The 26124-nt window shown below is 63.7% G+C and carries 25 protein-coding genes; 7 read left to right on the plus strand and 18 right to left on the minus strand.

Translation table 11 applies throughout. From position 1 onward, the window contains the following. Positions 1 to 253 precede the first annotated feature (253 nt). Complete coding sequence (locus tag OHL12_RS12405) at positions 254 to 2380, plus strand: radical SAM protein (protein WP_263414130.1); 2127 nt, start codon at positions 254 to 256, stop codon at positions 2378 to 2380. A 73-nt stretch (positions 2381 to 2453) separates the two neighbouring features. Next, the gene (locus tag OHL12_RS12410; RefSeq protein WP_263414131.1) at positions 2454 to 2960 is read left to right on the plus strand and encodes a hypothetical protein; all 507 of its coding nucleotides are present in this window, start codon (positions 2454 to 2456) and stop codon (positions 2958 to 2960) included. A gap of 38 nt (positions 2961 to 2998) precedes the next feature. Here OHL12_RS12410 and OHL12_RS12415 read toward each other — a convergent pair whose 3' ends face one another. From OHL12_RS12415 to OHL12_RS12425, 3 genes are all read right to left on the minus strand, one after another. After that, the gene (locus OHL12_RS12415) at positions 2999 to 4207 is read right to left on the minus strand and encodes a DUF5009 domain-containing protein (protein WP_263414132.1); all 1209 of its coding nucleotides are present in this window, start codon (positions 4205 to 4207) and stop codon (positions 2999 to 3001) included. Positions 4208 to 4317: 110 nt separating this feature from the next. Next, on the minus strand, positions 4318 to 5070 hold the full coding sequence (locus OHL12_RS12420; protein WP_263414133.1) for a bestrophin-like domain: 753 nt from the start codon (positions 5068 to 5070) through the stop codon (positions 4318 to 4320). 75 nt (positions 5071 to 5145) lie between these two features. Further along, the gene (locus OHL12_RS12425) at positions 5146 to 6150 is read right to left on the minus strand and encodes a mechanosensitive ion channel family protein (RefSeq protein ID WP_263414134.1); all 1005 of its coding nucleotides are present in this window, start codon (positions 6148 to 6150) and stop codon (positions 5146 to 5148) included. A gap of 233 nt (positions 6151 to 6383) precedes the next feature. Between OHL12_RS12425 and OHL12_RS12430 the strand changes: the two genes are divergently transcribed. Further along, positions 6384 to 7964, plus strand: coding sequence for a carboxylesterase/lipase family protein (locus OHL12_RS12430; protein WP_263414135.1), 1581 nt, complete (start codon positions 6384 to 6386; stop codon positions 7962 to 7964). A 27-nt stretch (positions 7965 to 7991) separates the two neighbouring features. On the opposite strand, the gene OHL12_RS12435 is transcribed toward OHL12_RS12430, so the two are convergent. Further along, positions 7992 to 8987, minus strand: coding sequence for a sensor domain-containing diguanylate cyclase (locus tag OHL12_RS12435; RefSeq protein ID WP_263414136.1), 996 nt, complete (start codon positions 8985 to 8987; stop codon positions 7992 to 7994). A gap of 5 nt (positions 8988 to 8992) precedes the next feature. Further along, positions 8993 to 9196, minus strand: coding sequence for a hypothetical protein (locus tag OHL12_RS12440; RefSeq protein WP_263414137.1), 204 nt, complete (start codon positions 9194 to 9196; stop codon positions 8993 to 8995). 215 nt (positions 9197 to 9411) lie between these two features. On the opposite strand from OHL12_RS12440, the gene OHL12_RS12445 reads away from it, so the two are divergent. Further along, positions 9412 to 10476, plus strand: coding sequence for an LLM class flavin-dependent oxidoreductase (locus OHL12_RS12445; RefSeq protein ID WP_263414138.1), 1065 nt, complete (start codon positions 9412 to 9414; stop codon positions 10474 to 10476). A 167-nt stretch (positions 10477 to 10643) separates the two neighbouring features. Continuing rightward, positions 10644 to 11630, plus strand: a complete 987-nt coding sequence (locus tag OHL12_RS12450) for a zinc-dependent alcohol dehydrogenase family protein (RefSeq protein ID WP_263414139.1) — start codon at positions 10644 to 10646, stop codon at positions 11628 to 11630. Positions 11631 to 11819: 189 nt separating this feature from the next. Here the strand turns inward: OHL12_RS12450 and OHL12_RS12455 are convergent, their stop codons facing one another. The 6 genes from OHL12_RS12455 to lpdA form a co-directional block, all read right to left on the minus strand. Continuing rightward, positions 11820 to 13691 (minus strand): glycoside hydrolase family 2 protein, encoded by a 1872-nt coding sequence (locus OHL12_RS12455; RefSeq protein WP_263414140.1) that lies wholly within the window; start codon positions 13689 to 13691, stop codon positions 11820 to 11822. A 132-nt stretch (positions 13692 to 13823) separates the two neighbouring features. After that, positions 13824 to 14069 (minus strand): hypothetical protein, encoded by a 246-nt coding sequence (locus OHL12_RS12460; protein WP_263414141.1) that lies wholly within the window; start codon positions 14067 to 14069, stop codon positions 13824 to 13826. A gap of 283 nt (positions 14070 to 14352) precedes the next feature. Then, on the minus strand, positions 14353 to 16467 hold the full coding sequence (locus tag OHL12_RS12465; protein WP_263414142.1) for a 2-oxo acid dehydrogenase subunit E2: 2115 nt from the start codon (positions 16465 to 16467) through the stop codon (positions 14353 to 14355). Between the two features lie 187 nt (positions 16468 to 16654). Continuing rightward, positions 16655 to 17401 (minus strand): lipoyl(octanoyl) transferase LipB, encoded by a 747-nt coding sequence (gene lipB / locus OHL12_RS12470; protein ID WP_263414143.1) that lies wholly within the window; start codon positions 17399 to 17401, stop codon positions 16655 to 16657. Between the two features lie 199 nt (positions 17402 to 17600). Beyond that, on the minus strand, positions 17601 to 17816 hold the full coding sequence (locus tag OHL12_RS12475) for a type II toxin-antitoxin system HicB family antitoxin (RefSeq protein WP_263414144.1): 216 nt from the start codon (positions 17814 to 17816) through the stop codon (positions 17601 to 17603). 15 nt (positions 17817 to 17831) lie between these two features. Then, positions 17832 to 19289, minus strand: coding sequence for a dihydrolipoyl dehydrogenase (gene lpdA, locus OHL12_RS12480; RefSeq protein ID WP_263415129.1), 1458 nt, complete (start codon positions 19287 to 19289; stop codon positions 17832 to 17834). Positions 19290 to 19493: 204 nt separating this feature from the next. Between lpdA and OHL12_RS12485 the strand changes: the two genes are divergently transcribed. Together OHL12_RS12485 and OHL12_RS12490 are read left to right on the plus strand one after the other, a co-directional pair. After that, complete coding sequence (locus OHL12_RS12485) at positions 19494 to 19688, plus strand: hypothetical protein (protein ID WP_263414145.1); 195 nt, start codon at positions 19494 to 19496, stop codon at positions 19686 to 19688. Between the two features lie 5 nt (positions 19689 to 19693). Beyond that, the gene (locus OHL12_RS12490; RefSeq protein ID WP_263414146.1) at positions 19694 to 20383 is read left to right on the plus strand and encodes a hypothetical protein; all 690 of its coding nucleotides are present in this window, start codon (positions 19694 to 19696) and stop codon (positions 20381 to 20383) included. A gap of 231 nt (positions 20384 to 20614) precedes the next feature. Here the strand turns inward: OHL12_RS12490 and OHL12_RS12495 are convergent, their stop codons facing one another. The 7 genes from OHL12_RS12495 to OHL12_RS12525 all read right to left on the minus strand — a co-directional run bounded on the left by OHL12_RS12495 (position 20615) and on the right by OHL12_RS12525 (position 25978). Continuing rightward, entirely contained in the window at positions 20615 to 20869 is a 255-nt protein-coding gene (locus OHL12_RS12495; protein WP_263414147.1) for a hypothetical protein, read from the minus strand. Positions 20870 to 20996: 127 nt separating this feature from the next. Next, on the minus strand, positions 20997 to 21212 hold the full coding sequence (locus OHL12_RS12500) for a hypothetical protein (RefSeq protein ID WP_263414148.1): 216 nt from the start codon (positions 21210 to 21212) through the stop codon (positions 20997 to 20999). A gap of 114 nt (positions 21213 to 21326) precedes the next feature. Further along, positions 21327 to 23465, minus strand: coding sequence for a hypothetical protein (locus tag OHL12_RS12505; RefSeq protein ID WP_263414149.1), 2139 nt, complete (start codon positions 23463 to 23465; stop codon positions 21327 to 21329). Between the two features lie 20 nt (positions 23466 to 23485). Further along, positions 23486 to 24478, minus strand: coding sequence for a hypothetical protein (locus OHL12_RS12510; RefSeq protein ID WP_263414150.1), 993 nt, complete (start codon positions 24476 to 24478; stop codon positions 23486 to 23488). Further along, complete coding sequence (locus OHL12_RS12515) at positions 24475 to 24969, minus strand: hypothetical protein (protein WP_263414151.1); 495 nt, start codon at positions 24967 to 24969, stop codon at positions 24475 to 24477. The genes OHL12_RS12510 and OHL12_RS12515 overlap by 4 nt, the downstream gene beginning before the upstream one ends. Continuing rightward, a complete protein-coding gene (locus OHL12_RS12520) occupies positions 24966 to 25373 on the minus strand; it encodes a hypothetical protein (protein WP_263414152.1) in 408 nt (135 codons plus the stop codon). Before OHL12_RS12520 ends, OHL12_RS12515 begins: the two co-directional genes overlap by 4 nt. Next, complete coding sequence (locus OHL12_RS12525) at positions 25370 to 25978, minus strand: hypothetical protein (protein ID WP_263414153.1); 609 nt, start codon at positions 25976 to 25978, stop codon at positions 25370 to 25372. The genes OHL12_RS12520 and OHL12_RS12525 overlap by 4 nt, the downstream gene beginning before the upstream one ends. Between the last annotated feature and the right edge of the window lie 146 nt (positions 25979 to 26124).

Raw genomic sequence — 26124 nt, forward strand, 5'->3', positions numbered from 1 at the left:
CCCGTTCGCCGCCGCACTTTCCCCGTTCGCTGCCGAGCATTGCATTTCAATGAAAACCGCTCTCTCGGCCAGACGTGCGGGCGTAGCCTCATGGAGGCGTAAACCGTTGTTTTCTGACGGCTTGGGTTAGCGGAGACGAATCAAAGCGGTCATCTTCCGCATCCCACTTCTGTCACTTAAGCTCAGGCGGACAGCTCCTTTCCCAACACCCGGGGAGCGCGCAAATCAGGAACAGCACCACTCAGGAGAAATCATGGCCAAGGCCTCCAAGTTCATGGAAAAGTCGATCACGGTCGTTGCAAAGGCCGGCTGGTCGGTTTTTGAAAAGCTGAACAGCATCAGCCCGAATGCGTCGTTCACGCCCAAGTGGTCCGACAAGCCGCTGCTGAAGAGCTACCAGAAGGAGAAGCCGCCCCTCGGCTGGCCCCGCACTACCGATTCGCTCTGCCCCAAGTGCATCCCGGAGATCCGCCAGCAGATCGTCGACGGCAAGCTGCCTCACGAGATCCTGCTGAACGAGAAGGTCGGCGAAATCAAGGCGCAGATCATCGAGCGCGACGGCCAGATCCTGATGGTGAAGGACTGCCCGATCCACGGCCACTTCGAAGACGTCATGTCGATCGATCCGCCGATGATGGAGCACCTCGAGCGCGTATTCCCGGGCCGCGACATCCGCGCCCACAATGACGAGAAGCTGCACAACCACGGCACCTCGACCGTCACGCACGGCCGCGGCTCGGTCCTGACCATCGATCTGACCAACCGCTGCAACATGATGTGCGACCCGTGCTTCATGGACGCCAACCAGGTCGGCTTCGTCCACGAGCTCACGTGGGACGAGATCAAGACCATGCTGGACAACGCGATCCAGATCAAGCCGCGCCGCCAGATGTCGGTCCAGTTCTCCGGTGGTGAGCCGACGCTGAGCCCGTACTTCCTGGACGCCGTCGCCTACGCCCGCAAGGTCGGTTACAACTCCGTGCAGGCCGCGACCAACGGCATCGAGTTCGCCAAGTCGAAGGAATTCGCCAAGGCCGCCGCGGAAGCCGGTCTGCGTTACGCCTACCTGCAGTTCGACGGCATCGGCAACGCTGCCAACTCGCACCGCAAAGTCGGCAACGCGTTTGACGTGAAGCTGCAGGCAATCCACAACCTGCACGAGGCCGGTGTGGACATCGTCCCCGTCACGACCATCGTCAACGGCATCAACAACGAGCAGGTCGGCCGCATCATCCAGTTCGCGCTCGACAACCCCAAGAAGATCAACTTCCTGTCGTTCCAGCCGGTTTCGTTCACCGGCCGTGACGAGGCGGTCTCCGACGAGCGCCGCGCCGCACAGCGCTACACGCTGTCGCACCTCGCGCACGACATCCGCAACCAGACCGGCCTGGGCGAGTCCACCCGCGACTGGTTCCCCATCAGCTTCATGTCCACCTTCAGCGATTGGGCCGACCTGGTCCACGGACCGGACCACGACTGGGGCCAGCTCTCCTGCGGTTGCCACCCGAACTGCGGCATCGGCATGGCGCTGATGATCGACAAGGAAACCAAGGAAGCTGTGCCCGTCACTGCCTTCCTGAACGCCGACCGTCTTGCCAAGGACGTGGCCAAGGTGAACGATGCCGCCCGCGGCAAGTTCCTCTCGATCCTCGGTGTGTCGCTCGCGCTGCTGCGCAACTACGACCCCGCCAAGGCTCCCACGCACTTCCGCATCATGGACCTCCTGCAGAAGTTCGATAAGTGCTTCGGCGCGACCGGCCGCAACTACGGCAAGGTCACCGCGGACCGCACCCAGGCCGACATCGAGAAGCGCCGCGCCGACCGCTGGAACTTCCTCTTTATCGCCGGCATGTGGTTCCAGGACCTGTTCAACTACGACTTCCGCCGCACCGAGCAGTGCATCATCCCCTACGCCACGCAGGAAGGCGAGATCAGCTTCTGCGCGTACAACACCGGTGTGGGCTGGCGCAACATCATTGAGAAGATGCACATGACGTCGACCCTCACCAAGTGGTACGAGGAGCACGGCCGTCACGAGATCTTCGCCGGTGGCAAGCAGGTTGCGATCGAGAAGCAGGAGAAGTACGACCTCGTCCTGAACCAGGCCCACGTGGACGCTGCCGCTAACGACACGTTCGACAAGTCCGGCATCGCCAAGAACGCGCGCGAAGAGAAGATCCGCGCCCGCGACGCAAAGCTGAAGCAGGAAGCCGAGAACGCCCGCATGGCCAAGCTGTACCGCAAGGAAATCCTGAAGGAACAGGAACAGCCCGGCTTCGTCGCCCTCGGCGAAATCGGCGGCCTCGGCGGCATCAAGCCCGCCCCCAAGGCCGAAGTCGTCACCGAAGTAAAGAACGACGAGCTCGTAGCCGGCGACTAACTACTGCAAACGCGCTTCGCGCAACAACAAGAAAGGCCGCCCGCAAGGGCGGCCTTTCTGCTTCAATCGGATCGTGGGTGACTGGCTTTATCTAGAAGAGGGAGAGTCAGAACTCCGGCTACATGTGCCTGCTCGGAACAACGCAATTGCGGTGATCATTGCATCTTCCGTAAGCGCATCGTGTGTTCTATATGCCGGTTATTTCTTTTTTCTTTGGCTCTCCCGTTCGGAACAGGGTTGGTCTTTTCTGTACGACATCCTTTCGAATCTTTTGTTGTTCACAGGCGTCTTTGCAGTCAGAGCGCTCCTGCGTCAGCTAGTTACGCGAAAGATCATCTTTGAACGCTGGGTGATCGGAGTTGAAGAACGCCTTCTAGGCATCCGAGTACGGCGTCGCTGGATCAACGTTTCTCGGATTACGCGTTGGCTAGACATTCTCAATCCGCAGGGCACAGCGACCATTGGATTCGAGTTTGCGAAAACGCGCGAAAGAACCAGCAAAGTGATTTGGCAGATGCCGTCCGATCAATGGCTGAATCTGATCACGCGAATGCAGCGCAAGGACTTCGTCTATGTGTAACGGTGTACATGGTGGCTCTGCAGCACCGCCGCTGGTCGTCACAGTTGCAGCCGCACCTTCATCCTCGTCAGTAGCGTAGAAATGGCCAGCATCGCTGCGGTGAACACAAGCGAGCGCACTACGCCGCCCCAGCCTGTCGGGTACAGCGTGCTCCAGGCGTGAATGCTGAACACGCCCAGCAGCACGTACCAGAAGTCGGGCAGCAGGTAGGTCAGCAGCGTGTTGGACCCGGCGGAGCGCACCGGTGCCGCCCACCCGCGGATTTGCTTTACATCGCAAAGCCAGTACAGCAGCGTGTAGACCCAGCAGCACGCTGCGATCGTGAACAGCACCCACGACGGCGTCGCCCGGATCTTCGACAGGCCCAGCGGCAGCGCCAGCCACCCTGCAAGCCCGGCAATCACGCCGAACGAACAAGCCAGCACTGCCTTCCTGCGAAACGGCAGATCGGGCGACAGAAAGAACAGCGTCGTCAGCAGAACGCCGGCAAACACCAGCGTCTCCATCGATCCGTTCGACACAGGCCAGATCCACCACTTGTCCGTCGTCGGCAGGATCTTCGCCGTGGCTAGAACGTTGTACACCGCAAACACGGCGAACCAGCCGGCCGGCGCCCACTTCCAGCGCCGCGTCGCCATGTAGCACAACGCACCCAGCAGATAGGTGTAGCCGATCAGCCCGAGGATCTCAGGGTACGAATAAGACAGCCACTGAACCGGCCCGCCGTTCTCTGCTTTGCGATACAAAGCGGCGAGCACAACCAGCATGACCAATCCTGCGACACGCAAGCCAGCATGCAACTGCGCATGCTTCCGCTCAGAATCACGCGGATAGTCGAACCACACCAGCACCGCCGCCAGCAGCGCCAGCAGACCCCACACCGCACCGGGCAGGCCGTGCATCAGCGCGGCGGTCCCGCTGCTCAGGTTGGCCAGGATCAGGCCCAGCGTAATCAGCGCCACCGACCGCAGCACCACATACCAGACCAGTTGGGGCGCCGTGTCGCCACGGCGAATGCGGCTGTTCACCGCCAGCGGCAGCGACATGCCAACGATCAGCAGAAACGCCGGAAACACCATGTCCACATAGGTCATGCGGTTCTCGTAACCGTGCGCGTGATAGGTCCACCGCGGCAGGCCTCGAATCTCCGCCACTTCGTTCACAAAGATCATCAGCGCGATGTTCAGACCGCGAAAGATGTCCAGCGAAACCACACGCTCTGGTTTGCGCGATTGTAGATCGCTCATGCTACGTCCCCTTACATGCTGGTCTGTCTGGTATACCAGTCCGCACGTACGGTTGCCTTCGACCTGAACTCAAAGGCCCGGCCTCACCTCACTCAATTGCATACAGAGACTTAGTGCAGCGTCTGCTGCAGAGTGACCAGGTCGCGCGGATGCACACGGATCACACCACCGCGCGGGCTATCGATATCGGCCACCAGGAAGATCGCGACAGCCACCAGCACCGGCAGCACGATGAGCAGGCCGCTGCGTGCACGCCGGCGACCTGTGCCGTAGCCGACCAGCAGGTTCGACACGCACGCAATCGTCACCAGCAGAACCCAAGCCGTAGTCGGAATTCGGTTCCACCATGAGAACTGCGTGTACCCCTGGCTGTTCAGCACGTCGTTCATGCCGCTGACTACCAGCGCCGTGACCGGTGTTGGCTGCGTCGCGGCAATGGGCTGTATGGACTTCCAAAGCTGTGTCTGCAACTGCGACGACTGCCGATCGATCACACCCAGCTTGTTGCCCTCGTCGGAGTTGTAGAAGTCGATGCGCGACTGCACGTACTGCCGAAGCAGCCCACGGGTCGCCGCAGCCTCGCTGGCCGGCATCAGGTCGCACCGCACCCACTCCGTGCCGATAGCGTTGGCCTCGCCTTCTTCGTACAGGCGCCGCTGGTCATAGCGGCTGGTCGCCATGGAAAACATGAAGCCGATGATCAAGCCCAGCAGTGTCAGCGTTGCGGAGATCACCAGCGTAATGTCTTCGTTCTTGCCGTCGTCTTCCTTGGGGTGCAGAAAGCGAAGCTTGGTCCCGGCAAACGACAGCGCCGCCATAACGCACAGCAGAACGGCCGACAAAAGGCGTGGGTGGTTGATCATGAAATGGAACATGCTCCAGGTTCGATGCTGTTGCGCACCGCTGGCCGGTGCAAGGCAGAACTCGCTCGCGCCACGCTAACTCCGACCAGACACGCCCGCCGGAGCTTCCATCTTTACTTCCAGCGGTGGCATGCCCACAATCTCGTACGTGCCAGAGGCAATGCCGATACCAGCCTTGTCCATCTCGGCAATCACGCGGCGACTCATGCGATCTTTCAGGCCGCGGATGTCGTGATCCTTGACCAGGAAGCGAACCGTGAGCTCCACCCAGTTGTCCGTCAGCCGCCAGTAGACACGCGGTTTCAGATCGATCGCCTCCAGCAAGAACTTCTGCCGCAGGTGCTCCAGTTGCGGCGCGGCGAGTGTGCTGATCTCAACCGTTTCGGCCTGTGCCGCCTCCAGCAGGATTTGCTCCGCGGCTGCGCGATTGTCCTTGTACGAGATGGGAAGCTGCATCTCCTCCCACAGAAACGGGAAGTCGCGCGTGTAGTTGAAGACGGGCGCGTCAAACAGCGTGGAGTTCGACACCGTCACAATGCGGCCGGAGAACTGGCGCGACTGCACCCACACATCCGGCTTGGCCGACTGCATGGACGGCGGCTCGCCCATCTCCATAATCACGGTCTGGAAGAAGCTGAGCGAGATCACGTCGCCACGCACACCGCCTAGGGCGATACGATCGCCCACGTTGAACGTGTTACCCCGCAGGATGATGAAGTAGGCCGCGAAGCTGGTGATGACCTTCTGCAGTGCAAAGGCCAGCCCAGCGCCCACCAGACCCACGCCCGTGGCGAGCCGCGCAGGGTTGTCGAACCAGATCGACATGAGCCCGAGCAGGCCCAGCGCAAAGGTGACCAGCGAGACACCTTGTCCTGTCCAGAACACGGCGATCCGGCTTTCGCGCGACCGCATCGCCTTGGCCGCGGCCTGCAGCACGCCGCGAATCACCCACAGCAACAGCAGGAACACGATGGAGAACAGCAGCTTGCGGCCGTTCTGCGCGTCCACGCCCAACAGCTTCACGCCATAGATCTGCAGGTTGTGGGACGGCCCAACGAACTGCACCCAATCGTGGTTCATCTCCGAATGGATGCAGTGGCGACAGCCGAGGGTAGCCGCTGATCCGGCAGCGCAGTTCATCGCGAACGCCCACAGTCCCGTCCTGGTCAGCAAGCTCAACGGTGTCTCATGCCGATCCGCCAGGCGCAAAGACTGCGACGCATCCACGTGAGTAGACTGATTGCGATCCGCATGGGCCGGTGTGGCTTGTCATTCACCCACGCCGTTGCACCAGTCACCTAGAAGAGGTCTCGATGCCTGCAAAGCGTTGCGCTGCCCTGTCGTTCCTGCTCGCGGTTGCCACCCTCCACGCCCAAACCAATCAGCCGGTGCAGACGGACAAAGGTGCCGTGATCGGCAAGCTGTCGGACGACGGACAGGTGCGCGCCTTTCTCGGCGTTCCCTACGCCGCCCCGCCCGTGGGCCCGCTGCGCTGGCAGCCGCCGCAACCTGCTGCGGCATGGTCGGCACCGCGCCTGGCGCAGAGCTACGGTTCGCATTGCGTGCAGGTGAATCAGTTCGCGGACATGCACTTCCACGACGCCGGTGAAAGCGAAGACTGCCTCACGCTGAACGTGTGGGTACCGCGCGACGCCGCGCCGGGCGCCAAGTTGCCCGTGATGGTCTGGATCTACGGCGGCGGCTTCTACGCCGGCAGCACGTCCGAGGCGCGGCAGGACGGCGAGAGCTTCGCGCGCAAAGGCGTCATCCTCGTCAGCATGAATTACCGGCTGAACATCTTCGGCTTCTTCGCGCACCCGGCGCTGGCCGCGGAGTCGCCGCAGCACGCCGCCGGCAACTATGGCCTGATGGATCAGGCGGCAGCGCTGCAGTGGGTTCGTCGCAACATCGCGCAGTTCGGCGGTGACCCCGGCAACATCACGCTCTTCGGTGAGTCCGCGGGTTCGGCCTCCGTCAGCCTGCAGATGGCGTCGCCGCTGGCGAAAGACACGCTCGCCCACGCCATTGGCGAGAGCGGCGGAGCGTTCTCGCGCACCGGCCTGTCCGCCATGCCGCTGGCCACGGCCGAAGCCAAGGACGAGAAGTTCGCTCAGCAGGTTCTCGGCAAGACTTCGCTGGCCGACCTGCGCGCCATGTCCGTCGCAGACATCAAGAAGGCTGTAGAGGCTCAGGCCGCTCCGGCCGTCCGCTTCGGCATCGTGGTCGACGGACTCTTCCTGCCCGAGCCTGCTGCGCAGATCTTTGCCGAAGGCAAGCAGGCCCACATCCCACTGATGGCCGGATGGGTGCGCGACGAAGGCGGGGCGCCTCGCCCAGGCATGACTCTGGCCAGCTACCGCGAACAGGCACAGAAGACCTGGGGACCCAACGCGGACGCCTTCCTAAGCGCCTACTCCGCCACGACCGACACCGAGGCCGCGCGCGCCCAAGCCGATTACATGGCCGACGCGTTCATCGCGGCCTCTACCTGGGAATGGATCGAAGCGCAGGTGAAGACCGGCGGCGCGCCCGTGTACCGCTTCCACTTTGAGCAGCCGTCCCCCGGTGGCCGCTATCACCCCGTGAACACCGGCGTCTTCCACTCCAGCGAGATCGAATACGTCTTCGGCAACCTGAGCGCGCGGCCTTCCGCCCCGTTTACCGAGGCGGACTACAAGCTGTCGGACACCATGCAGAACTACTGGGTGAACTTCGCGAAGACCGGCAATCCCAACGGCACCGGCCTTCCCACCTGGCCCGCGTACAACCAGGCCGACCGATGGCCGGTGATGCACCTCATCGAGCCCTCGCCAACGGCTGAGCCAGACACAACGCGCGCACGATATGAATTCCTGCGGGCGAACAAGCCTGTACCAGGAGCCGCCGCGCGCTAACGGCCGCAGCAACGTCCCGCGAACAGGCTAAGCCAGAACGGCCTGCGGCCTCGATTGCATCACGCAGGTGCGATTGCGGCCGCCACGCTTGGCCGCGTACAGGGCTTCATCTGCCCGCGCCAACCATACTTCCGGCTCGTCGCAACCGGGCTCCAGGCAGGCCACGCCAAAGCTGGCCGTCACCTGAAAGGGTACCGTCGCGGAAAAGCGGAGCTTCTCGACCGCTGCGCGCAGGCGCTCGGCAGTAGCCTGACCCTCGTCGAGGTTGGTCGTGTTCAGCAGAACGCCGAACTCCTCGCCACCTAACCGTCCCATCACGTCTTCGCGCCGCAGCATGGGCATCAGCGCGGCGCAAACTTCTCTCAGAACGCAGTCGCCCACGCCGTGGCCGTGCGTATCGTTCACCTGCTTGAAGTGGTCCACATCCAGCACAATCAGCGCGGCGGACCTGCCACTGCGCCGGAACGTGGAGATCGCCTTTTCAATCTCCAGCAGAAAGCCCCGGCGTGTGACCGCTTCGGTCAGCGAATCCACTTGCGCGATGCGGCGCAGCTCCAGCTCTTCCACCACCAGCCCGGCAAAGTTCTTCAAGACTTCGATCTGCGACGGCTCAAACGAGCGCGGCTGCGTATCCAGCGCGCACAGTGAACCGATGTTGTAGCCATCCGGGGTGCGCAGCGGAACTCCGGCGTAGCTCCGCAGGAAGGGCTTGCCCTGTACCGCCGGCAGGTCGCGGAATCGTTCGTCCTGCAGCGTGTCCGGCACGAGCAACGGCTCGCGCGACTGGATCGTGTGCGTGCAGATCGATTCGTCTCGCGTCGTCTCGCCACCCGGCATCCCGACGCACGACTTGAACCACTGCCTCTCTTCGGCAATCAGCGAAATGGTTGAGATGGGAACGTTCAGGACAGCACGCACGAGCTTGGTGATGCGCTCAAACGGAGCCTCGCGTGGCGTGTCCAGCACCTCGTAGCGACGGAGCGCCGCGATCCTGCCCGGTTCGTCTTGTAGTTTCGCGTCCATTCCGATCACCTCATCACAGCCTTGATGGCACGGAGCAGCTCGGTGCGGTACGAGTCCACCAGCGTAGAAACGCTCACCTCGATGTGGACCTCGTCGACCCCGGCCGAACGGAGGTTCTGAACAAGCTGGGCAAGCTGCAGCCGATGCCGGTCCAGGCTGTCCTGCAGCACGGGTGGAATGTTCAAATCTGCGAATGGGTCGGCCTGCATGGACTCCCTCTAGGCCGCTGGTACCATTCGGCGCTGTGAGAAGCTTCGGGCAACACGGGCTTCCATGGGAATACAACGAGAGTGGAAGACGCGTGGACAGAGGTGCACGCCAGCACCTACTCGCCGCTTACGCCCGCTGAATCCTTCGATATCGAAGCATCATCCAAACACCGGAACGCAGCCTGTGTGATCGGCTGCCGCCCAAGGGTGCTGCCATGAAAAAGCTCGGTTTCCTTTCCTTCGGCCATTGGGCCAACTCTCCGCAGTCGCAGACCCGGTCTGCGTCCGATGTCCTGCTGCAGTCGATCGACCTGGCCGTGGAGTCGGAGCGCATCGGCCTGGACGGCGCGTACTTCCGCGTTCACCACTTCGCGCAGCAGCTTGCGTCGCCCTTTCCGCTGCTGGCCGCAGTGGGTGCAAAGACGAAAAAGATCGAGATCGGCACGGGCGTGATCGACATGCGCTACGAGAACCCGTTCTACATGGTTGAGGACGCCGGCTCGGCCGACCTGATCGCAGGCGGCCGCCTGCAACTGGGCGTAAGCCGCGGTTCGCCGGAGCAGGTCATCGATGGCTGGCGCCACTTCGGCTATGACGTGAAGGACGGACAGACCGATCAGGACCTTGGCCGGGAACACGTGGAGACTTTCCTGAAGCTGCTGGACGGCAAGGGTTTCGCCGCGCCGAATCCGCGGCCCATGTTCCCCAACCCGCCGGGCCTGCTGCGTCTGGAGCCACACAGCGAAGGTCTGCGCGACCGCATCTGGTGGGGCGCCGGGTCGAACGCCACGGCGGAATGGGCGGCAAAGCTGGGCATGAACCTGCAGTCGTCCACGCTGAAGTTCGACGAGTCGGGCGAGCCCTTCCACGTGCAGCAGGCAAAGCAGATCCGCGCCTACCGTGAAGCGTGGAAGGCCGCCGGCCACACCCGCACTCCGCGCGTTTCGGTCAGCCGCAGCATCTTCCCCATCACTACGCAGATGGATCGCATGTACTTCGGCAGCACGGGCAGCGACAAGTTCGGCTACATCGACGGCCCGTCACGCGCCGTGTTCGGCCGCAGCTATGCCGCCGAGCCCGACAAGCTGGTCGAACAGCTCCGCTATGACGAGGCCATCGCCGAAGCCGACACGCTGTTGCTCACCATCCCCAACCAGCTTGGCGTGGCGTACAACGTGCACATCCTGGAGACGATGGTGCAGCAGATTGCACCGGCGCTGGGATGGCGCAGCAACGCCGCTGCGGCGACGACTCCGGAACTCGAGCTGGCAACGGCGTAATCGGTTCCTCAAGACACAAACAGAGATCTTCGGATCTCTGTTTGTGTTTGCTCCGCCTCGCCGATTTGCGGCTCCCGAGTGGCTCGCGACGACATTCAAATGAATGTTTGAGGTCACCGCATCGCGCCCCGCACCGGCCTCATCCATTGCAGCAGGAGGCAGAATCCATGCCGAAAGCAGTACGGTTTAGCGAATTGGGCGGACCCGAGGTCCTGAAGTTGGAAGATGTGCCGGCGCGCGAGCCAGGCCAGGGCGAGGTGGCGCTGGATGTGAAGGCCGTGGGCCTGAATCGCGCCGAAAGCATGTATTTTCACGGCCACTACATGGAGCAGGCGCAGCTACCCAGCGGCCTGGGCTACGAGGCCATCGGGACCGTGACGAAGGTCGGCCCCGGCGTCGACAGCAAGTGGGTCGGCAAGCGCGTCGGCACCGTGCCCGGCTACTCCATGAACAAGTTCCCGGTGCTGGCAGAAAAGGCTGTCGTTCCCGCTGACGTTCTCGCCGAAGTGCCGGAAAGCCTCTCGGTTGAGGAGGCAGCCGCGGTGTGGATGCAGTACGGCACCGCCTACGGCGCTCTGGTTCCGCTGGGCAAGGTCACGGCGGGCGACTTCGTCATCATCACCGCCGCCAGCTCCTCCGTTGGCCTCGCCGCCATCCAGATCGTCAAGGCAGAGGGTGGTAAGTCCATCGCAACAACGCGCACGTCCGCCAAGAAGCAGGAGCTGCTCGACCTCGGCGCAGACTTCGTCATCGCCACCGAAGAGGAGGACCTGGTCGCGCGCGTGAACGAGATCACTGGCGGCAAGCTGGCCCGCGTCGTGTTCGATCCCATTGGCGGCGACGGCATGAACGCCCTGGGCGCGGCCACGGCCAACGGCGGCATTATCTTTCTGTACGGCATGCTGTCGCAGACGCCAACACCGTTTCCGCTAACCACGTTTGCGCGCGGCGTTGCGATGTACGGCTACTCGCTGGTGCAGATGAAGGCGCCCGAGTTCTACGAGCCGATGAAGAAGTACATCTACGACCATCTGGCGGACGGCAGCTTCAAGCCCAAGGTGGACCGCACCTTCCCGCTGGACAACATCGTGGAAGCCTACCAGTACCTCGAGAGCAATCAGCAGATCGGCAAGATCGTCGTAACCGTCTCGTAGCCCGTTCGAGACCGCTTGTTCCAAGCCTCGGGATGACACTCCACTTTGCAGTGTCATCCTGAGCGCAGCGAAGGACCTGCTGTTCGCTCGAAGCTGCCATACAGCTCCCGGCAAACAGCAGATCCTTCGTCGCTACGCTCCTCAGAATGACCCCGCTCAGAAGAAGTGCCCGCCGAAGAAGTAGCATCGCTACTTACGCCGCATCAGCTCGTCACGCCAGGCCTGATCCACCACTGGATCGAACTCCGGCGTTGCGGCCGGCGCATGGGCCCCATTCCCGCTCGTCGCTCGCGCGATCTGCTGTAGCGGCGCCTTGGGCGTGCGGTCGGCGTAGAGCAGGCCGTTGATCTCCTGGTAGGTGTCCGTAAACTGCGTGTAGCAGAAGCCCGCCAGCGCGGGCATGTCTCGCACCGCTTCAAGCAGAGCGCGGTATCTCTCCAGGAAATCCTCAGGCGTTTCGGCGCGGGAGTAGCCCCAACCTTCGGCATCGGCCACGTCCTGGACCTGCGGCGGTCCTCCATAGGCTATGCCGCCGAACTCCGTGATCATCAGCGGCTGCTCGCAGCCCACCTGCTGGCCTTCCAGGGTCAGGATGCGTCCTCCCGGACGCTCGCGCTTCAGCAGCTTCGACTCGACCTCGTTCAGGCCGTAGCGTGCCATCATCCGCGCCGGCTTGTCGTCGTAGTCGTGAATGCCGATGATGTCGGTCGCCACGCTCTCCCAGCCGTCGTTGCCGATCACGGGGCGGCTCGGGTCCAGCGTCTTGGTCATGTGGTACAGCGACTGCACGTAGTGCCGCTGCGCCGGGCTGTCCGGCAGGTCGGGCACACCCCAGCTCTCGTTGAACGGCACCCAGGCCACGATGCAAGGGTGACTGCGATCGCGCTCCAGCACGTCCATCCACTCGTGGGTCAGCCGGCGGATGCTCTGTGTGGTGTACCGATACGCGCTCGGCATCTCCTCCCACACCAGCAGGCCCATGCGGTCGGCCCAGTACAGGAACCGCGCGCTTTCGATCTTCTGGTGCTTGCGCACGCCGTTGAAGCCCAGGTCCTTGACCAGCGTGATGTCCTTGCGCAGCGCCGCATCGTCGGGCGGTGTCAGGCCGGTCTCGGGCCAGTAGCCCTGGTCCAGCACCAGCCGCAGATTCATCGGCCGGCCGTTCAGGATGAAGCGGTCGCCCTGCGTTGCGACCGACCGCAGAGCGGTGTAGCTCTCCACCCTGTCCAGCACCTTGCCGTCGCTGGCGCGCAGTTCGACTTCGGCCTCAATGAGCGTGGGCGACGACGGCGACCAGAGCAGCGCGTTGCGGAAATCGTCGATGCCCGGGTCGGACAGTGCAATGCGGCGATGAACCTCGCCCGCGATCACCTGGTAGGTGTCGTTGGCCAGCACCTGGTCGCCGACGCGCAGCCTCACCGCGAGCTGCATGGGCTGCGGCAACTGGCCGATGATCAGCGCTTCCAGCCCGATCTCCCATCGGTCCAGGCTGCTGGTCCAGTGCAGCGCGTGGATGCGCTCTTCGTTCACCGTCTCCAGCCACACGCTTTGCCAGATGCCGGTCGTCCGCGGGTACCAGATGGAGTGCGGCTCGCGCAGCCAGTCCTGCTTGCCGCGCGGTTTGGCCAGGTCGGCGGGATCGTCTTGCGCACGCACCACCACCGTCTGCGTGGAGCCCGGCACCAACTCTGACGTGATGTCTGCCTGGAACGGCGTGTAGCCGCCCTCGTGTGTGCGGACACGCTTGCCGTTTACCCACACCGTGGCGCGCCAGTCCACCGCTTCAAAGTGCAGCATCAGGCGCTGCCCCGGCTCTAGCGGCGGCTGCTCCCACGTGCGCCGGTACCACACCGTGTCGTAGAAGCCGGTATCCGCGATGCCGCTGGCCTCTGTCTCCGGGCTGAACGGAACCTGGATGCTGGTCTCGAAGACCACGCGATCATGCTGTGCAAACTGCTGATCGCGGCCCTTGCTGAACTCCCAGGTGCCGTCCAGGCTTTGCCACGGACGGCGCATCTGGGGCCGCGGGTGCGTTGAAGTGCGTTCGTCCAGGGAACTCATCGTTGCTGGATGATGACACACTCCGGAAGGCAGCGTAGTCAGGCTTGCAGGAAAGCGAAATCAGATCGGGAAGAGCGCTTGCGAGAGGCGCAGACGGAATGCCCAGAACAGGCCACCGCGGCCCGGAGATGCTTAGTGAACGATCTCTGCGCAGCGCTGGAAGCCCGATGCCTCCAGGGGATCGGTGTCGAACACGTCTGGAAGCTTGAAGTCTCCCATAAACGACGAGGTATCAGTGTCGTGCAATAGGTGGATCCGGTGCAGGTCGGAGATGGCCTGCAGGTCGTGCTCATAGTGCTTGGTCCACACCGAACCCGCCGCGCGCACGATCACCACAAAGCCAAGTTCGAATGGATAAATCGCAGCCCGGTTCTTCATGAGAGAAGACTAATGAAGGACTATGCCCCGAAAATCGGCATAAGTCCGCATTCGAATCACCCGGAAGTTGCAGTCCGGCGGGCAACTCAAACACCTTTTCCACAAAGTGGGGCGCTAACACCCAACTGGTTCATTCCGGGCCAGTTGCATGTCGCAGGATGGCATGCCAAGGATCTACTCTGCTCGCTCCCGATAAGCAAAAAGCAAGGCCCGAACACGTCTGCGTTCGGGCCAATACAACGAGGGTGTAATCCTGCTGGCTTTCCGCCAGGCAATCACTCCGTTATCCGATGTCTTCGTTCCAGTTCTCCAGAACGTTCTTGAAGTCGGTCATGAACTTGCCGGCATCGGAGCCGTCGATGATGCGGTGGTCGAAGCCGAGCGTGAAGCGCTGCACGCTGCGCACCGCGATCACGTCGCCGCCATCCTTGTCCTGCACCACGAGCGCTTCCTTGTTCAGGCCGCCGATGCCCAGGATCGCGACCTGCGGCTGGTTGATCACCGGCGTTCCAAACTGCTCGCCGAAGATGCCCGAGTTGGTCAGCGTGAACGTGCCGCCCGCCACCTCATCCGGCGCTAGCTTCTTGTTGCGCGCGCGATCCGCAATGTCCACAATGCCGCGCGCAATGCCGAGGAAGTTCTTCTCCTCGGTCTGCTTCAGCACCGGCACAATCAGGCCCCAGTCCAGCGCCACCGCAATGCCGATGTTGATGTTCTTGTTGTAGCGGATATTCTGGCCCTCGACCGCGGCGTTCACGATCGGGTGCTTGCGCAGCGCAACGATAGCGGCGCGCGTAATGAAGGGCATGAACGTGAGCTTTACGCCGTTGCGCTGCTCGTACTTGTTCTTTTCCTTCTCGCGCAGCTTCACAATGCGCGTCATGTCCACCTTGAATACGGTGTGCACGTGCGCACTGGTCTGCTTCGACTCCACCATGCGCTTGGCGATAATGGACCGCATCTTGGACATGGGCACCACTTCGCCCAGCACCGGCGCGGACTCGACCGCGGCCTGCTTCGGCGCCGTGGTTGCGGGCGCGGACTGCGCCGTGCTCGCCTCCTGCCGTGCGCTGGTCACCGGCTGCGCCGTTCCGCTGCTCACCTGGGCAACGGAGTGCGACGGCGTTCCCGGAACCGACGGCGTACCGGAGCCCTGCTGCTGGCCGGAATTGCCCAGCATCGGCGAGCTGGCGCCCGCAGCAGCCTTACCACCGCTGTTCAGGTAGCCGACGATATCGTTCTTCGTAATGCGGCCTTCGAAGCCCGTGCCCGCAATGCCGGCCGAGCGCAGGTCCACACCGTTCTCGCTGGCGATTTTGCGCACCAGCGGCGACGAGCGCGGTCCCTTGCCGTCTGCCACCTGCTGCTGAATCGCCGCACCAGCGCGCTGCGCCTGCGTGTCGGGTGTTGCGGTCGGCATCGGCTGCTTGTTCTGCACGGGCGCGCCCACACCGGCTCCGCCGATCACGGCAACGACCGTGTTGATCTGGACGGTCTGGCCTTCCTGCGCGCGGATCTCGGTCAGGGTACCGGCCGCAGGCGAGGGAATCTCCGCGTCCACCTTGTCGGTTGAAATCTCAAACAGCGGCTCGTCGCGCTGAACGGTGTCGCCCACCTTCTTCAGCCACTTCGTGATCGTGCCCTCGGTGATCGACTCGCCCATCTGCGGCATCGGAACCTCGGTCGCCGGTCCGCCGGCATTGCCGCCGCTGGGAGCCGCCACGCCACCGGGCGCGCCGGGCTGCGATGCGCTCGAAGCAACGCCATCGCCCTGGCCGGTGCCCGCGGGTGCAACAGAGCCCGCCGAGGCCGCGCCACCGATCACCGCAACCACCGTGTTGATCGCGACGGTCTGGCCTTCCTGCGCCTTGATCTCCGTCAGCACGCCTTCCGCGGGAGACGGAATCTCGGCATCCACCTTGTCGGTCGAAATCTCGAAGAGCGGCTCGTCGCGCTGGACGGTGTCGCCCACCTTCTTCAGCCACTTCGTGATCGTGCCCTCGGTGATCGACTCGCCCATCTGCGGCATCGGCACGTCCGTGCTCGGCGTCGCTCCCGGGGCAGTCTGCGATCCAACCTGCGCGGGCGGAGCCGCGGGTGCGGACTGCGTCGCTGCCGAGGCCTGCGGTGCCGCGCCGTTCGAAGCGCCATTGCTGGAGCCCGCAGCGTCAATCACGGCGACCACCGTGTTGATCGCGACGGTATCGCCTTCCTTGGCCTTCACTTCCTTCAGCACGCCTTCCGCGGGCGACGGAATCTCCGCATCGACCTTGTCGGTCGAGATCTCAAACAGCGGCTCATCGCGCTTCACGGTATCGCCGGGCTGCTTCAGCCACTTGGTCAGCGTGCCTTCGGTGATCGATTCGCCCATCTGGGGCATAACTACGTCGGTCGGCATAGACATCCTTCGCGATTCGCTCGCGGCGCGCGTACGCACCAGCAGCGGGTTTGCGCCTCAAACCAATCCGGCCAAAGGCCAGAATCAGGCGAGCGTCATCGCCAACGATTATAGAGAGAAGCGGCGAACCCTCGCTGAAACGGCCGGATCACGCGCGTTTACCGGGCCAGGCACCTGCCCGATTGTCCTACTGCGAGCTAGCCGCCGCGCGCTGCAGCAGATGCTCCAGCGACTCGGCATGCAGCATCTGCCGCCCAAACACGCCGCCGAGGCAGCGGCTCACCACGTTGCGCGCGTTCTCCATGGTCGGCGCCAGCGCGGGCGGATCATCCACCTCGTTCTCCAGCGACGTGGGCACGCGGTCCGTAATGCCGCACGGCACGATCCAGTCGAAATCGCGCAGGTCGGTTGTCACGTTCAGAGCGAAGCCGTGCGACGTGATGCCGCACGACACATGTACGCCGATCGCCGCAATCTTCTTCTCCAGCACCGACCCGCCGCCCACCGTCCACACGCCCGTGCGGCCCGCGATCCGCTGCGCGGGAACGCCGAACTCGCGGCAGGCGCGGATCAGCACCTCTTCCAGCAGGCGGACATAGTCCACCGGTCCAAGGTGCGGCCCCTTCTTCCCGGGCAGGTCGCCGCGCAGATCGACAATGGGATAGCCGACCAACTGTCCCGGCCCGTGATACGTCACGTCGCCGCCGCGATTGATCTCGTGAATCTCCACGCCACGCGCGCACAGCAGGTCATCGCTCGCCAGCACGTTCTCGCGCTTCGCATTGCGCCCCAGCGTTAGCACGGGCGGATGCTCCAGCAACACCAGCGTGTCCGCAATGGCACCAGCCTTGCGCGCTGCGATCAGCTCCCGTTGCACGCGCAGCCCCTCGGCATACGAAACACGTCCAAGCTGCAGGAGATGAACGAAGCTCATGTCTACTTCTTCTCGCGTCCGATTTCGGGAAGCTACAGCCCGCGACAGATTTTGCGGGGCAACAGGTCAGACACTTCCGTGTGGCGCGGCACCGCTTCGGTTTGCCCCGTCGCGGGGTTGGTCCAAAGAGAGTGCGCTCCGCCCTCCCTTTTCAAATAACAACCGTAGATCCGGAGAAAGCGGAGCAGAGCTTCGCGCTTCACGCGACCTGAACCGTTTGAATCAGCGCGTCCGGAGGAACGCCGCGCAAGCCATCCTCGCGGCGGTCCTCCAGCAGTAAAGCAATCGCCTCAGAAAGATTGTCTCGGCACTCTTCCAGCGTTTTGCCTTGCCCATTTGCACCGGGCATTTCGGGCGACCAGGCAACAAACCAGTCACCATCCCGCTCGATCACTGCACTGAATTCATGACGCATACAGTCTCCTCCGCCCTACGCGTTCAGGCTCATGCCCTTTACGCTCGCGAATCCGTCCAGCAGGCTCTCGCTCAGCGTGGGGTGCGGGTGCTGCGTGAACATCAGTTCGTCGATGGTCACCTCCGCCTCGATCGCCAGCACCGCCTCCTGGATCAGCTCCGTGGCGTACGGCCCGATGATGTGCACGCCCAGCACCTCGCCGTAAGTCTCGTCCGCGATTACCTTCACAAAGCCGTCGTGCGCGTTCAGGATCGTCGCCTTTGAATTGCCGGCCAGCGGGAACTTGCCCACCTTGATCTTCCAGCCGTTCTTCTCGGCCATTTCGCGCGCCATCGCCTCGTTCAGGCCCACGGAACCGATCTGCGGCTCGCAATAGGTGCACGCCGGAATGCGGTTGCGCGTGACGGGCTTGTACGGCTTGCCCGCCATGTGCGCCGCGGCCACGGCACCCGCCATGGCTCCGCCGTGTGCGAGCAGCGGCAGACCGGCGACGATGTCTCCAATCGCGTACAGCCCCGGCTCCGTCGTCTCGAAGTGATCGTCCACCTTGACCGACGTGCGATCCATCTCGACCTTCACGGTCTCCAGGCCCACGTTGGCGGTGCGCGGTGCGCGGCCGATGGCGATCAGCACCTTCTCCACCTCGAGCACCTGGTCCTTGCCGTCCGACGTCTTGAAGTGGACCTTGGCGCCGCCCTCCACCTTTTCCACCTTGTCCATCAGGGCGCTGGTGTGGAAGTTGATACCGCGCTTCTTGTACTGCCGCGCAAACTCCTTGCTCACTTCCGCGTCCTCGGCCGGCACCAGTCGGTCGGCCATCTCGATGATGGTGACCGGCACGTTGAAGCTGTTGAAGACGCTCGCGAACTCAACGCCCACCGCGCCCGAACCGATCACGGCCAGCGACTTCGGCATCTTGTCCAGCGACAGGATCTCCACGTTGGTCAGGATGGTCTCATCCGCCTGCAGACCGGGGATCATGCGCGCGTCGGAACCGCTGGCCAGCACGACCTTCTTCGCCTGCACCTGCGACTTCTGGCCGTCGTTGTCCACGTCCACCGAGAACACGCCACCCTTCGCGCCGCCGTTCAGCTTGCCGTAGCCGCGCACCAGCGTGACCTTGTTCTTCTTCACCAGGTACTGCAGGCCGTTGGTGTGCTTGCTGATGATCTCGTTCTTGCGCTTCAACACCTGCGGCCAGTTGATCGTGCCGGCGCCGATGTTATCGATGCCGTACATGCCGCCTTCCTTGGCGTGATCGAAGATCTCCGCCGAAAACAGCATCGCCTTCGTCGGCACGCAGCCCACGTGCAGGCACGTTCCACCCAGCTTGTCGCTCTTCTCAATCAGCGCGACCTTCAGGCCATACTGCGCCGCGCGAAACGCACACGAATACCCCGCCGGACCACCGCCGATCACGGCCACATCGAACACTGTCTCTGCCACGAAACTCTCCACTCTTCGCGCGGCCAGCGCCCGCTCTCCGGGCACTCCGCAAGGGCGCAGACCTCGGCCCGCACTCACATAGATAAGTTTACGCTTTCGGTCAATAGGCAGCGTGGCACCGCAACGGTTCCGTGGGGACAAGCGCACCCTGATCCTCGTAATGCGAGTCCTCTACGGACGGATATAATTCTTCCGACCGGGCGACCGCATCTGATCTAGCGAGGTGAAGAAATGGTAAGCGATTTGGCCAAGCTCACAAATGCCCTTCGGTCCGGTACGCCTCCGAAATCGCGCGTCGATGCAGGCAGTCGGGTGCTCGGCGAAGAGGAGATTGCCCGGGTCCGCAGTGAGTTCGCCCGCACGGGCAAGGCTGTGGTCACGGATCGCAGCGGAAATCGCTTCCTGATCTCGCGCCGCGGAAAGTAGCCTCGTTGACTGCACTGGTTGCAGGCTTTCTGCTGGTCGGATATCTTCTGGCACCCGGTGCCATTTACCGCTTCGTCTTCTCGCAGGTTCTGCCCTCCAAACGCATTCAACGCACCCGGACTGAGGAGATCCTCTTCTCGGTTCTTGCTGTGATCCTGCCCTTTGCCGTGGCGTTCGCTGTGTCCCGCACCGCCATCGGATCCTTTCCTCACCTGCACATCGGCGGCTCCAAGAGCGCTGCGTACGAAGCGGTTCTCGAGGCCTTGCTGAGTTCGCCGCCTGTACCGAACGTCGTTCCTGCCTTTCAACGGGCATTTTACGAACAGGCACGCTTCTTGCTGTACCTGTGGCCGCTCTGCGCGTTCGAGGCGTGGCTCGTGGGCCGCCTGGTTCGCCACTACGGAGATTTTCCGGAGCGCAGCTTTGCTCGCTGGCTCTGCGACCGATTTCTCCTCAAGCAGGTGTCGGAGTGGCACGTCCTGTTCTCGCGAATGTCCCTTCCCACCGATGATCCGCGAACCGTGGTCGTTGTGGATGCGTTGACATCGCAGAACCTGATCTATCGTGGTTCGCTGGTGAACTGGTTCCTGGAGCAGGACGGGAAGCTTGCCGGCATCTTCCTGGAAGACGCGGAACGCTTCAACCGGGACGACCTGAAGCGGGATCGCGAGGCGGGCGTGGAGCGCGACCACTAGGAGTACTGGACGGCCATCCCCGGAGCGAAGCTGTATCTCACTTCGGCCTCGATCACCAACTACAACGTGAGCTACCAGACACCCCTGCGTCCCGCGGAAAAAGCAGCCATCACAGCGGAGCTAAGTCTCGGGGAAGACATTGACATCAAGCCGTTCGGCGAAAACTCGTACTAGCTCCATCAGGCGAGAGGCGGTGGGCGACCGCTGGCACGCCCACCGCTTCGTTCTCGCCTACTGCGCCCAGATGCTCGCGTTCAGGCAGGCCACCACGCCATCGATCACGGCGCCCAGACCCTTGGTAAAATCGTCGGCGTTCACAATGTTCTTCGCCGCCACGGCATCGGTCATTTTGATCGCGGAGCTCACAATCTCCAGCGCGGCCGCGCGCTTTTCGTCGCCCGTCTTGGCGCCATAGATCTGTTCAATGCCCTGCACTAGGCTGGGCAGAATCGCGATCCCACGCAGAAACAGCTTCAAGAAATTCATCCTCTCTCCTCTCGCTCGCCCAGACTGGGCAGCGTTTTAGAAAGCGCATCCGCCAGCGCCCGCTTACTTTGCAGCGCAAAGCAGATCGGGGCTGCGGTGCGCGTCCTTTTAGTGCGCTTCCGCGCGTCTACTTGCGCAGGGTGTCCATCGCAAAATGAACCACCGTGAGGGCCACGCTCAACACGCCGCCTACGCCCTTCATCCGCTGCACCGTGCGCTCATGCCGGTCCACACGCTCTTCCAATTGGCTCAGCCGGCCGGGCTGGCCAACGCCAAGCAGGGCGTGCATCTGGCTCTTCAATGCGCTCAGGTCCGTCAGGACCTGGCTCTCGAATTCCGTCATCGTTATCTCCTTCGCGGCTCCGCCACAGTGGCGGCACCGGGCAAGCACTCCGGCCTGGCAAACGCTGCCAGCCTCCTGTGCTTCCCGGTGCTCACTCGCGGACACCGCTCCGTCTTATCCCGTGGGCAGGTGCGTACAAATCAGGCTTGACTGCCCGGAATACACCGGCGTTTCCGAGCCGTCATACATGCGCACATAGAACCGCTCTGCAAACGCCGCCCGCGGAATGCTGAAGCTGCGCACCGGACTGCGCAGCACCAATTCACCGTCGGGTGCGGCACCCGGCTGGTCCGGTCCCCAGCCTCCATCGTGGCGACGCACCTCAAACCCGCCGCCCACCGGCGGTATGGTGCCCGCGTCCACCTGCAGCGACGTGGTGCCCGCAACCGTCACAGCCAGTTGAGGCAGTGATGCCGTTGTCACGACCGCGTACACCGGTGCGGGCAACGCCGCATCCGCAGCAGCGCCCATCTCCGTGCGAAAGCTCAGACCATTGCTCTTCGCCTGCTCGAAATCCACGGCATACTCCAGCGTCTCCGGCACACTATGGCCAGACCGGATGGTCACGCGCGTGACCGGCACACTTACGGGCGTTGCAGCCACCGGCAGCGCAACCGCATCCCCGGGCTGCACGTCTGCAGTGCGCTCCGCGTTAGCCATCGAGCACTTGCCGCGCACCCCGAAGGCCGGGCTGCCGTAAAAGCCGAGCAGCGCCTGGGCTGCAGCGGCGCAATCGGCAGAACTGCGCGGTTGCGGATCGGTCACCCGAGAGCTCGCCGTTCGAAAGCCGGGCAGTCCCATCTGCGCCCGTTGCGCGGTCGCAGTCGCACTTTGCACACGCGCCTGCGACCGCTGCCCCAGCCGGTACGTTGCCGTGACAAGCGCTCCGGCCGCGGGCTCTCGCCCAGCGAAAAACTCCAGCGACGTCCCGCTGATGCGGTAGTCCTCGCCGGTCTCGGGCGTACCCGGCCTGCGCACCTGCACCGATCCATCGGTCTGCGTGGTGGCGACCCACGCCGACCCCTGCTGCTGCAACGTGATCGCCGCCGCGGTCATCACCAGGCTCTGTGAATTCACGGGCGCAAAGACCGCACTCGCAATCGAGCTGCTCACCGCACCCGCATACAGCACCGTCGCCCGCGTGCTGCTGGCAAGGCCTTCGTCCAGCACCTCAATCATCATCTGCATGGGTGCATCGACCAGGCCGCCGCCCCATGTCTCGACTGCGCCGTTCACCAGCGCCTGGTAGCTCCCGAGCACACGCTGCGTCTCTCCGCAGTGCAGCCGCACACGCAACGTATAGCTGTGACCAGTCGCCCAGTTGTAGGGCGTTCCGGTTGCGGATCCGTTCACCAGGGCGGACAGGCTTTGCGCACCTCCGGATGCATTCACCTGCACACCCGCAAAGCAGGTAGGCACAGTGACCACGTTGCCATACATGCCCAGCAGCACACCCGCGCTGCCCGGCTGCAACACCAGGCCACGCATCTCGGCGCAGAGGGTACCGCCCATCTCTACAGGCTGTTGCGCGGCCATGTAGGTCTGCCCGTCGAAGCCGTTGCCACCAGTGATCCGCAGGCCGCCGGAGCCAAGGCCGATGTGCTGCCCCGTATCGGCAAAGCGCCACACGGCGCTGCGAAACTGCGAGTCGATGAAGCTGTCCGCGATCAGTGATTTCTGTCCGGAGGGGACAAACGGCTTCGCCGTCAGCGCAAAGGTCGCGGTCGTTCCATCGCCTTGGAACAGCTCCGTCACATAGGTAGTGGGTTCCTCCGCGCCGGTCACCAGCACGTCCGTCGCGCGCTCGCCCGCTGTTTCTGCACTCTCCGGCTGCAGCACAATCGCGTTCTCGCTGAACGCAACCGGGTGCGTTGCCGACGACGTGGGCTGCAGGCTCACATCCGGCGCGATGTTCACCAGATAGGCGTCCTCCATCGCCTCGAACGCCACCGGTGCGCTGCCGTTCAGCACCGATCCGGCTCGCACCGCCGGCGAGACGATCACGCCCGAGAACAGTTGCGCACCCGAGGTGGCGTGGACGGTGACGCGGCAGCCCTGCTGTGGTGGCTCCAGCCCGGAGGTTCCAACCTCGACCGTACCGAAGCAGCGTGCGTACTGCCCGCGCTTCCGCTCAATCCGGAACGTTTCGATCGTTGTCGAAGCGTTTGAGTGTTGTGCCGGCGGCGGCGCAACCAGCGTCGCCGTGTAGTCCACCGGGCCGTTGCCGTCCCCAAAATCGAATGAGATTCGCACCGTTGTTGCTCCTCCTTTCGCTAGATCGTGCTTGCCGGCGCCGGCAAGTAGCTGCGGTAGCACAGGACCGCGTCGCCGTCGTTGCCGTCCGTTACCGGCAGCGCCAGGAGGCTGGCCTGCAAGCGCCACCGCTCCAGGCCAGTTGCCAGCGCCTGTCGCGTTTCAGTCGCGCCGGGAGCTACCTGCAGCCGCGGGTAGTGCAGCAGAACGCGATCACCCGCCACGCCATCCGCAACGAACAACGCCGACCACTCACCTAGAAAGCTGCCGCCCACGCGATCCACGCAGCCCACCACCACGCTCACCTGCATGGCACCAGCCGGCGCGCCCGCCGGCAGCGGTGCCGACAAAACCAAGATCTGCGCCGTCGCCGCGTTCGGATCCGGCACCACGCTAGAGACGCGCGCGAGGTTGAAGCTGATCCTGCGCAGGTAGTGCACATCGTTGTTCACCCTGGCCGCGCTCGCCACATACGCTCCTGCCATCGGCGAGCCCAGGAACCCGGTCTGCCCGGCATAGTCTGCGTCCACCACAACGGTGTCTCCGGCGTTCACCTCAAAGCTTGCTGGCACGCGCAGGCTGTTCGCTGTCGACCCGCTCAGCACCGCTGCACTGTCGGGTGTGCCGCCACTGTCGGCCGCGGTGAAGATCGCCGCGGTCCGCAGGAGATTCATCTGCTGCGATCCGCTCGAAAGCGCCATCGCCAGCTTGGACCATGCCGCAAAGGTCACCTGCAGCGAAGCTCCGCTGCCCGAGCGTGCGCGTGTGCCGATGGTCGCCGGGGCTCCGGTCCAGATCTCCGCAAACGTGCCCGTATCCTTGCGCTCCATAGCCGCAACTGCACCCAGCGCCAGCCATCCCGAGGGCGGTGTTGCAACGGCGAAGCGCCCCTGGCGCGCCGGATCAAACGTCTTTGCGCCGCCACCATTGCGGTCCACGGGCGCGACAAACATCTGCGCGCCGCCGCTCACCACCGGCGACACGGCCGGCGTCCATCCCGCTGCACCGCTCATGGTTCCCTCCACGCAAACACGTCCACCGAGTACGCCGCGTTGAGCGTGTCGGCAGTTTCCTTCAGATCCTCCGCGACCACGCCGCTCCAGAAGACCGGCGTAGCCGCGGCGGTTGCACTTGCGCCCGCGTAGCTCGCCTTCGCTGCGCTGCCTGCCGCAAGCAGCGACTGCAGCTCCGCGCGCATAGCCGCCATGGTTCTTCCGCGATCCATGCCGGCGACCTCGGGCGATCCGCTCGTCTGCACCTGGATCGTGCAACGGGCAGACTCCAGCGGCATAGCTTCCGAACCGTCCACGGCAACCGCGCCCCAGTGCAGCACAAACGCGTTCAGCGGCTGCTCCGCGCTTCCCGACGGCAACTCGTTCTCCGCTACCAGCACAGCCGGCCGGGTTGCGCCGCGCACCACGATCGTGCGATCCGGATTCAACGTCGCCAGCCCGTTCCGCAGAAGCAGGTAGAAGCTGTCTTTCGCATCCTGAAACGTCGTCATACGCGCGCCTCCGCTCTGGTTTCACGCAGGAACAAGCGGTATAAGTACGCCCGGCCACGAATCGCGAGCGGCTGCACTTCCCGCAGCAGCAACGAATCGCTGCCCACCTGTACAAACGCGGCGCTTGCCAACGTCTGCCTTGCGGCGTCGCTATCGCTCACGCCCAGCGCCGTCTCCAACGTTGGCGCGGCCACCAGCAACTCGCGCGATCCGTCGCTGCGCATACGCACCGCGCACGGCGCGATTGAAATATCGTGGAACTCCGGCGACGGCAGACCCAGCTCCTCACCAGGCGTTGCCGCCAGCGGCGGAGACGGCAGCCGCACCAGGGCCGCGGTTCGGCCAAGCGTTCGCGCGGCCGACAGCGCAGACGCACGCGCTCCCGACGCAAACCCCGCGCTCATCCGAGCCTCGTTGCGCAATACGGCTGCAAAAGCCGCTGCACATCCGCATCCAGCAACGTGTTGCTGAAGTAATCCATCTCCAGCGCATCCACGTGCTGCCGCTTCACATTCAGTCCCGGCGTGCTCTGTGCATTGCGCACAATCTGCGCACACGCCATCTGCACCGGCGCGGGAATCGTGGCGTAACCCGCCGTGTAGGTGATCTCCGCTTCATCCGCAGGCACACCCAGCAGGTTGGTGGGCAGCTCGGCTTCGCCATCCACTGAGATCGAAAGCGTCGTCGGATCGATCGTGTTCCATGTGCCGCCCAGGCCAAATGCCATGGCGTCGGCCTGCAGTTGCGTAAACGGCATCGCCGACCACCGGTCCGGCCGCATGCGCCGCAGGCGCGTACGGCATGCCGTAATCGCGACCACCGGGCCGTAACTCAGCCGCAGCGTGCGTCCATCGCGCGCGAAGCGCAGTCGCTCCACGTACGAAATCACGCCCAGCGAGGCGCGGCGGCAGAACGCATCGATCAGCGCGCTCGCCGCCGCCACCAACGCATCCGGGGTTTCGTCGTCCAGGCCGTTCAGCGCGTAATCGCCTGGCTGCAAATACACCATGCACCCTCCTTTCAAAGGTTCCATGTGCAACGAAAAAGAGAGCGGCGCATGCCTCGAACCGATCGAAGCCTGCGCCGCCAAATCCATCAACTCATCAGCCATCCGCGGCGCCGTCACTCAGCGATCATTCCGCTGACTCGCTCACC

The sequence above is a fragment of the Terriglobus aquaticus genome, from assembly GCF_025685415.1.
GTDB lineage: Bacteria > Acidobacteriota > Terriglobia > Terriglobales > Acidobacteriaceae > Terriglobus > Terriglobus aquaticus.

Excerpts from the sequence above, each read along its gene's own strand:
- OHL12_RS12415 (WP_263414132.1), bottom strand. The coding sequence starts at position 4,207 with ATGAGCGATCTACAATCGCGCAAACCAGAGCGTGTGGTTTCGCTGGAC.
- OHL12_RS12495 (WP_263414147.1), bottom strand. The coding sequence starts at position 20,869 with ATGAATTTCTTGAAGCTGTTTCTGCGTGGGATCGCGATTCTGCCCAGC.
- OHL12_RS12475 (WP_263414144.1), bottom strand. The coding sequence starts at position 17,816 with ATGCGTCATGAATTCAGTGCAGTGATCGAGCGGGATGGTGACTGGTTT.
- OHL12_RS12460 (WP_263414141.1), bottom strand. The coding sequence starts at position 14,069 with ATGAAGAACCGGGCTGCGATTTATCCATTCGAACTTGGCTTTGTGGTG.
- OHL12_RS12465 (WP_263414142.1), bottom strand. The coding sequence starts at position 16,467 with ATGCCGACCGACGTAGTTATGCCCCAGATGGGCGAATCGATCACCGAA.
- OHL12_RS12455 (WP_263414140.1), bottom strand. The coding sequence starts at position 13,691 with ATGAGTTCCCTGGACGAACGCACTTCAACGCACCCGCGGCCCCAGATG.
- OHL12_RS12485 (WP_263414145.1), top strand. The coding sequence starts at position 19,494 with ATGGTAAGCGATTTGGCCAAGCTCACAAATGCCCTTCGGTCCGGTACG.
- OHL12_RS12500 (WP_263414148.1), bottom strand. The coding sequence starts at position 21,212 with ATGACGGAATTCGAGAGCCAGGTCCTGACGGACCTGAGCGCATTGAAG.
- OHL12_RS12430 (WP_263414135.1), top strand. The coding sequence starts at position 6,384 with ATGCCTGCAAAGCGTTGCGCTGCCCTGTCGTTCCTGCTCGCGGTTGCC.
- OHL12_RS12515 (WP_263414151.1), bottom strand. The coding sequence starts at position 24,969 with ATGACGACGTTTCAGGATGCGAAAGACAGCTTCTACCTGCTTCTGCGG.
- OHL12_RS12450 (WP_263414139.1), top strand. The coding sequence starts at position 10,644 with ATGCCGAAAGCAGTACGGTTTAGCGAATTGGGCGGACCCGAGGTCCTG.
- OHL12_RS12440 (WP_263414137.1), bottom strand. The coding sequence starts at position 9,196 with ATGCAGGCCGACCCATTCGCAGATTTGAACATTCCACCCGTGCTGCAG.
- OHL12_RS12405 (WP_263414130.1), top strand. The coding sequence starts at position 254 with ATGGCCAAGGCCTCCAAGTTCATGGAAAAGTCGATCACGGTCGTTGCA.
- OHL12_RS12520 (WP_263414152.1), bottom strand. The coding sequence starts at position 25,373 with ATGAGCGCGGGGTTTGCGTCGGGAGCGCGTGCGTCTGCGCTGTCGGCC.
- OHL12_RS12525 (WP_263414153.1), bottom strand. The coding sequence starts at position 25,978 with ATGGTGTATTTGCAGCCAGGCGATTACGCGCTGAACGGCCTGGACGAC.
- OHL12_RS12420 (WP_263414133.1), bottom strand. The coding sequence starts at position 5,070 with ATGATCAACCACCCACGCCTTTTGTCGGCCGTTCTGCTGTGCGTTATG.
- OHL12_RS12435 (WP_263414136.1), bottom strand. The coding sequence starts at position 8,987 with ATGGACGCGAAACTACAAGACGAACCGGGCAGGATCGCGGCGCTCCGT.
- OHL12_RS12425 (WP_263414134.1), bottom strand. The coding sequence starts at position 6,150 with ATGAACCACGATTGGGTGCAGTTCGTTGGGCCGTCCCACAACCTGCAG.
- lipB (WP_263414143.1), bottom strand. The coding sequence starts at position 17,401 with ATGAGCTTCGTTCATCTCCTGCAGCTTGGACGTGTTTCGTATGCCGAG.
- OHL12_RS12510 (WP_263414150.1), bottom strand. The coding sequence starts at position 24,478 with ATGAGCGGTGCAGCGGGATGGACGCCGGCCGTGTCGCCGGTGGTGAGC.
- OHL12_RS12445 (WP_263414138.1), top strand. The coding sequence starts at position 9,412 with ATGAAAAAGCTCGGTTTCCTTTCCTTCGGCCATTGGGCCAACTCTCCG.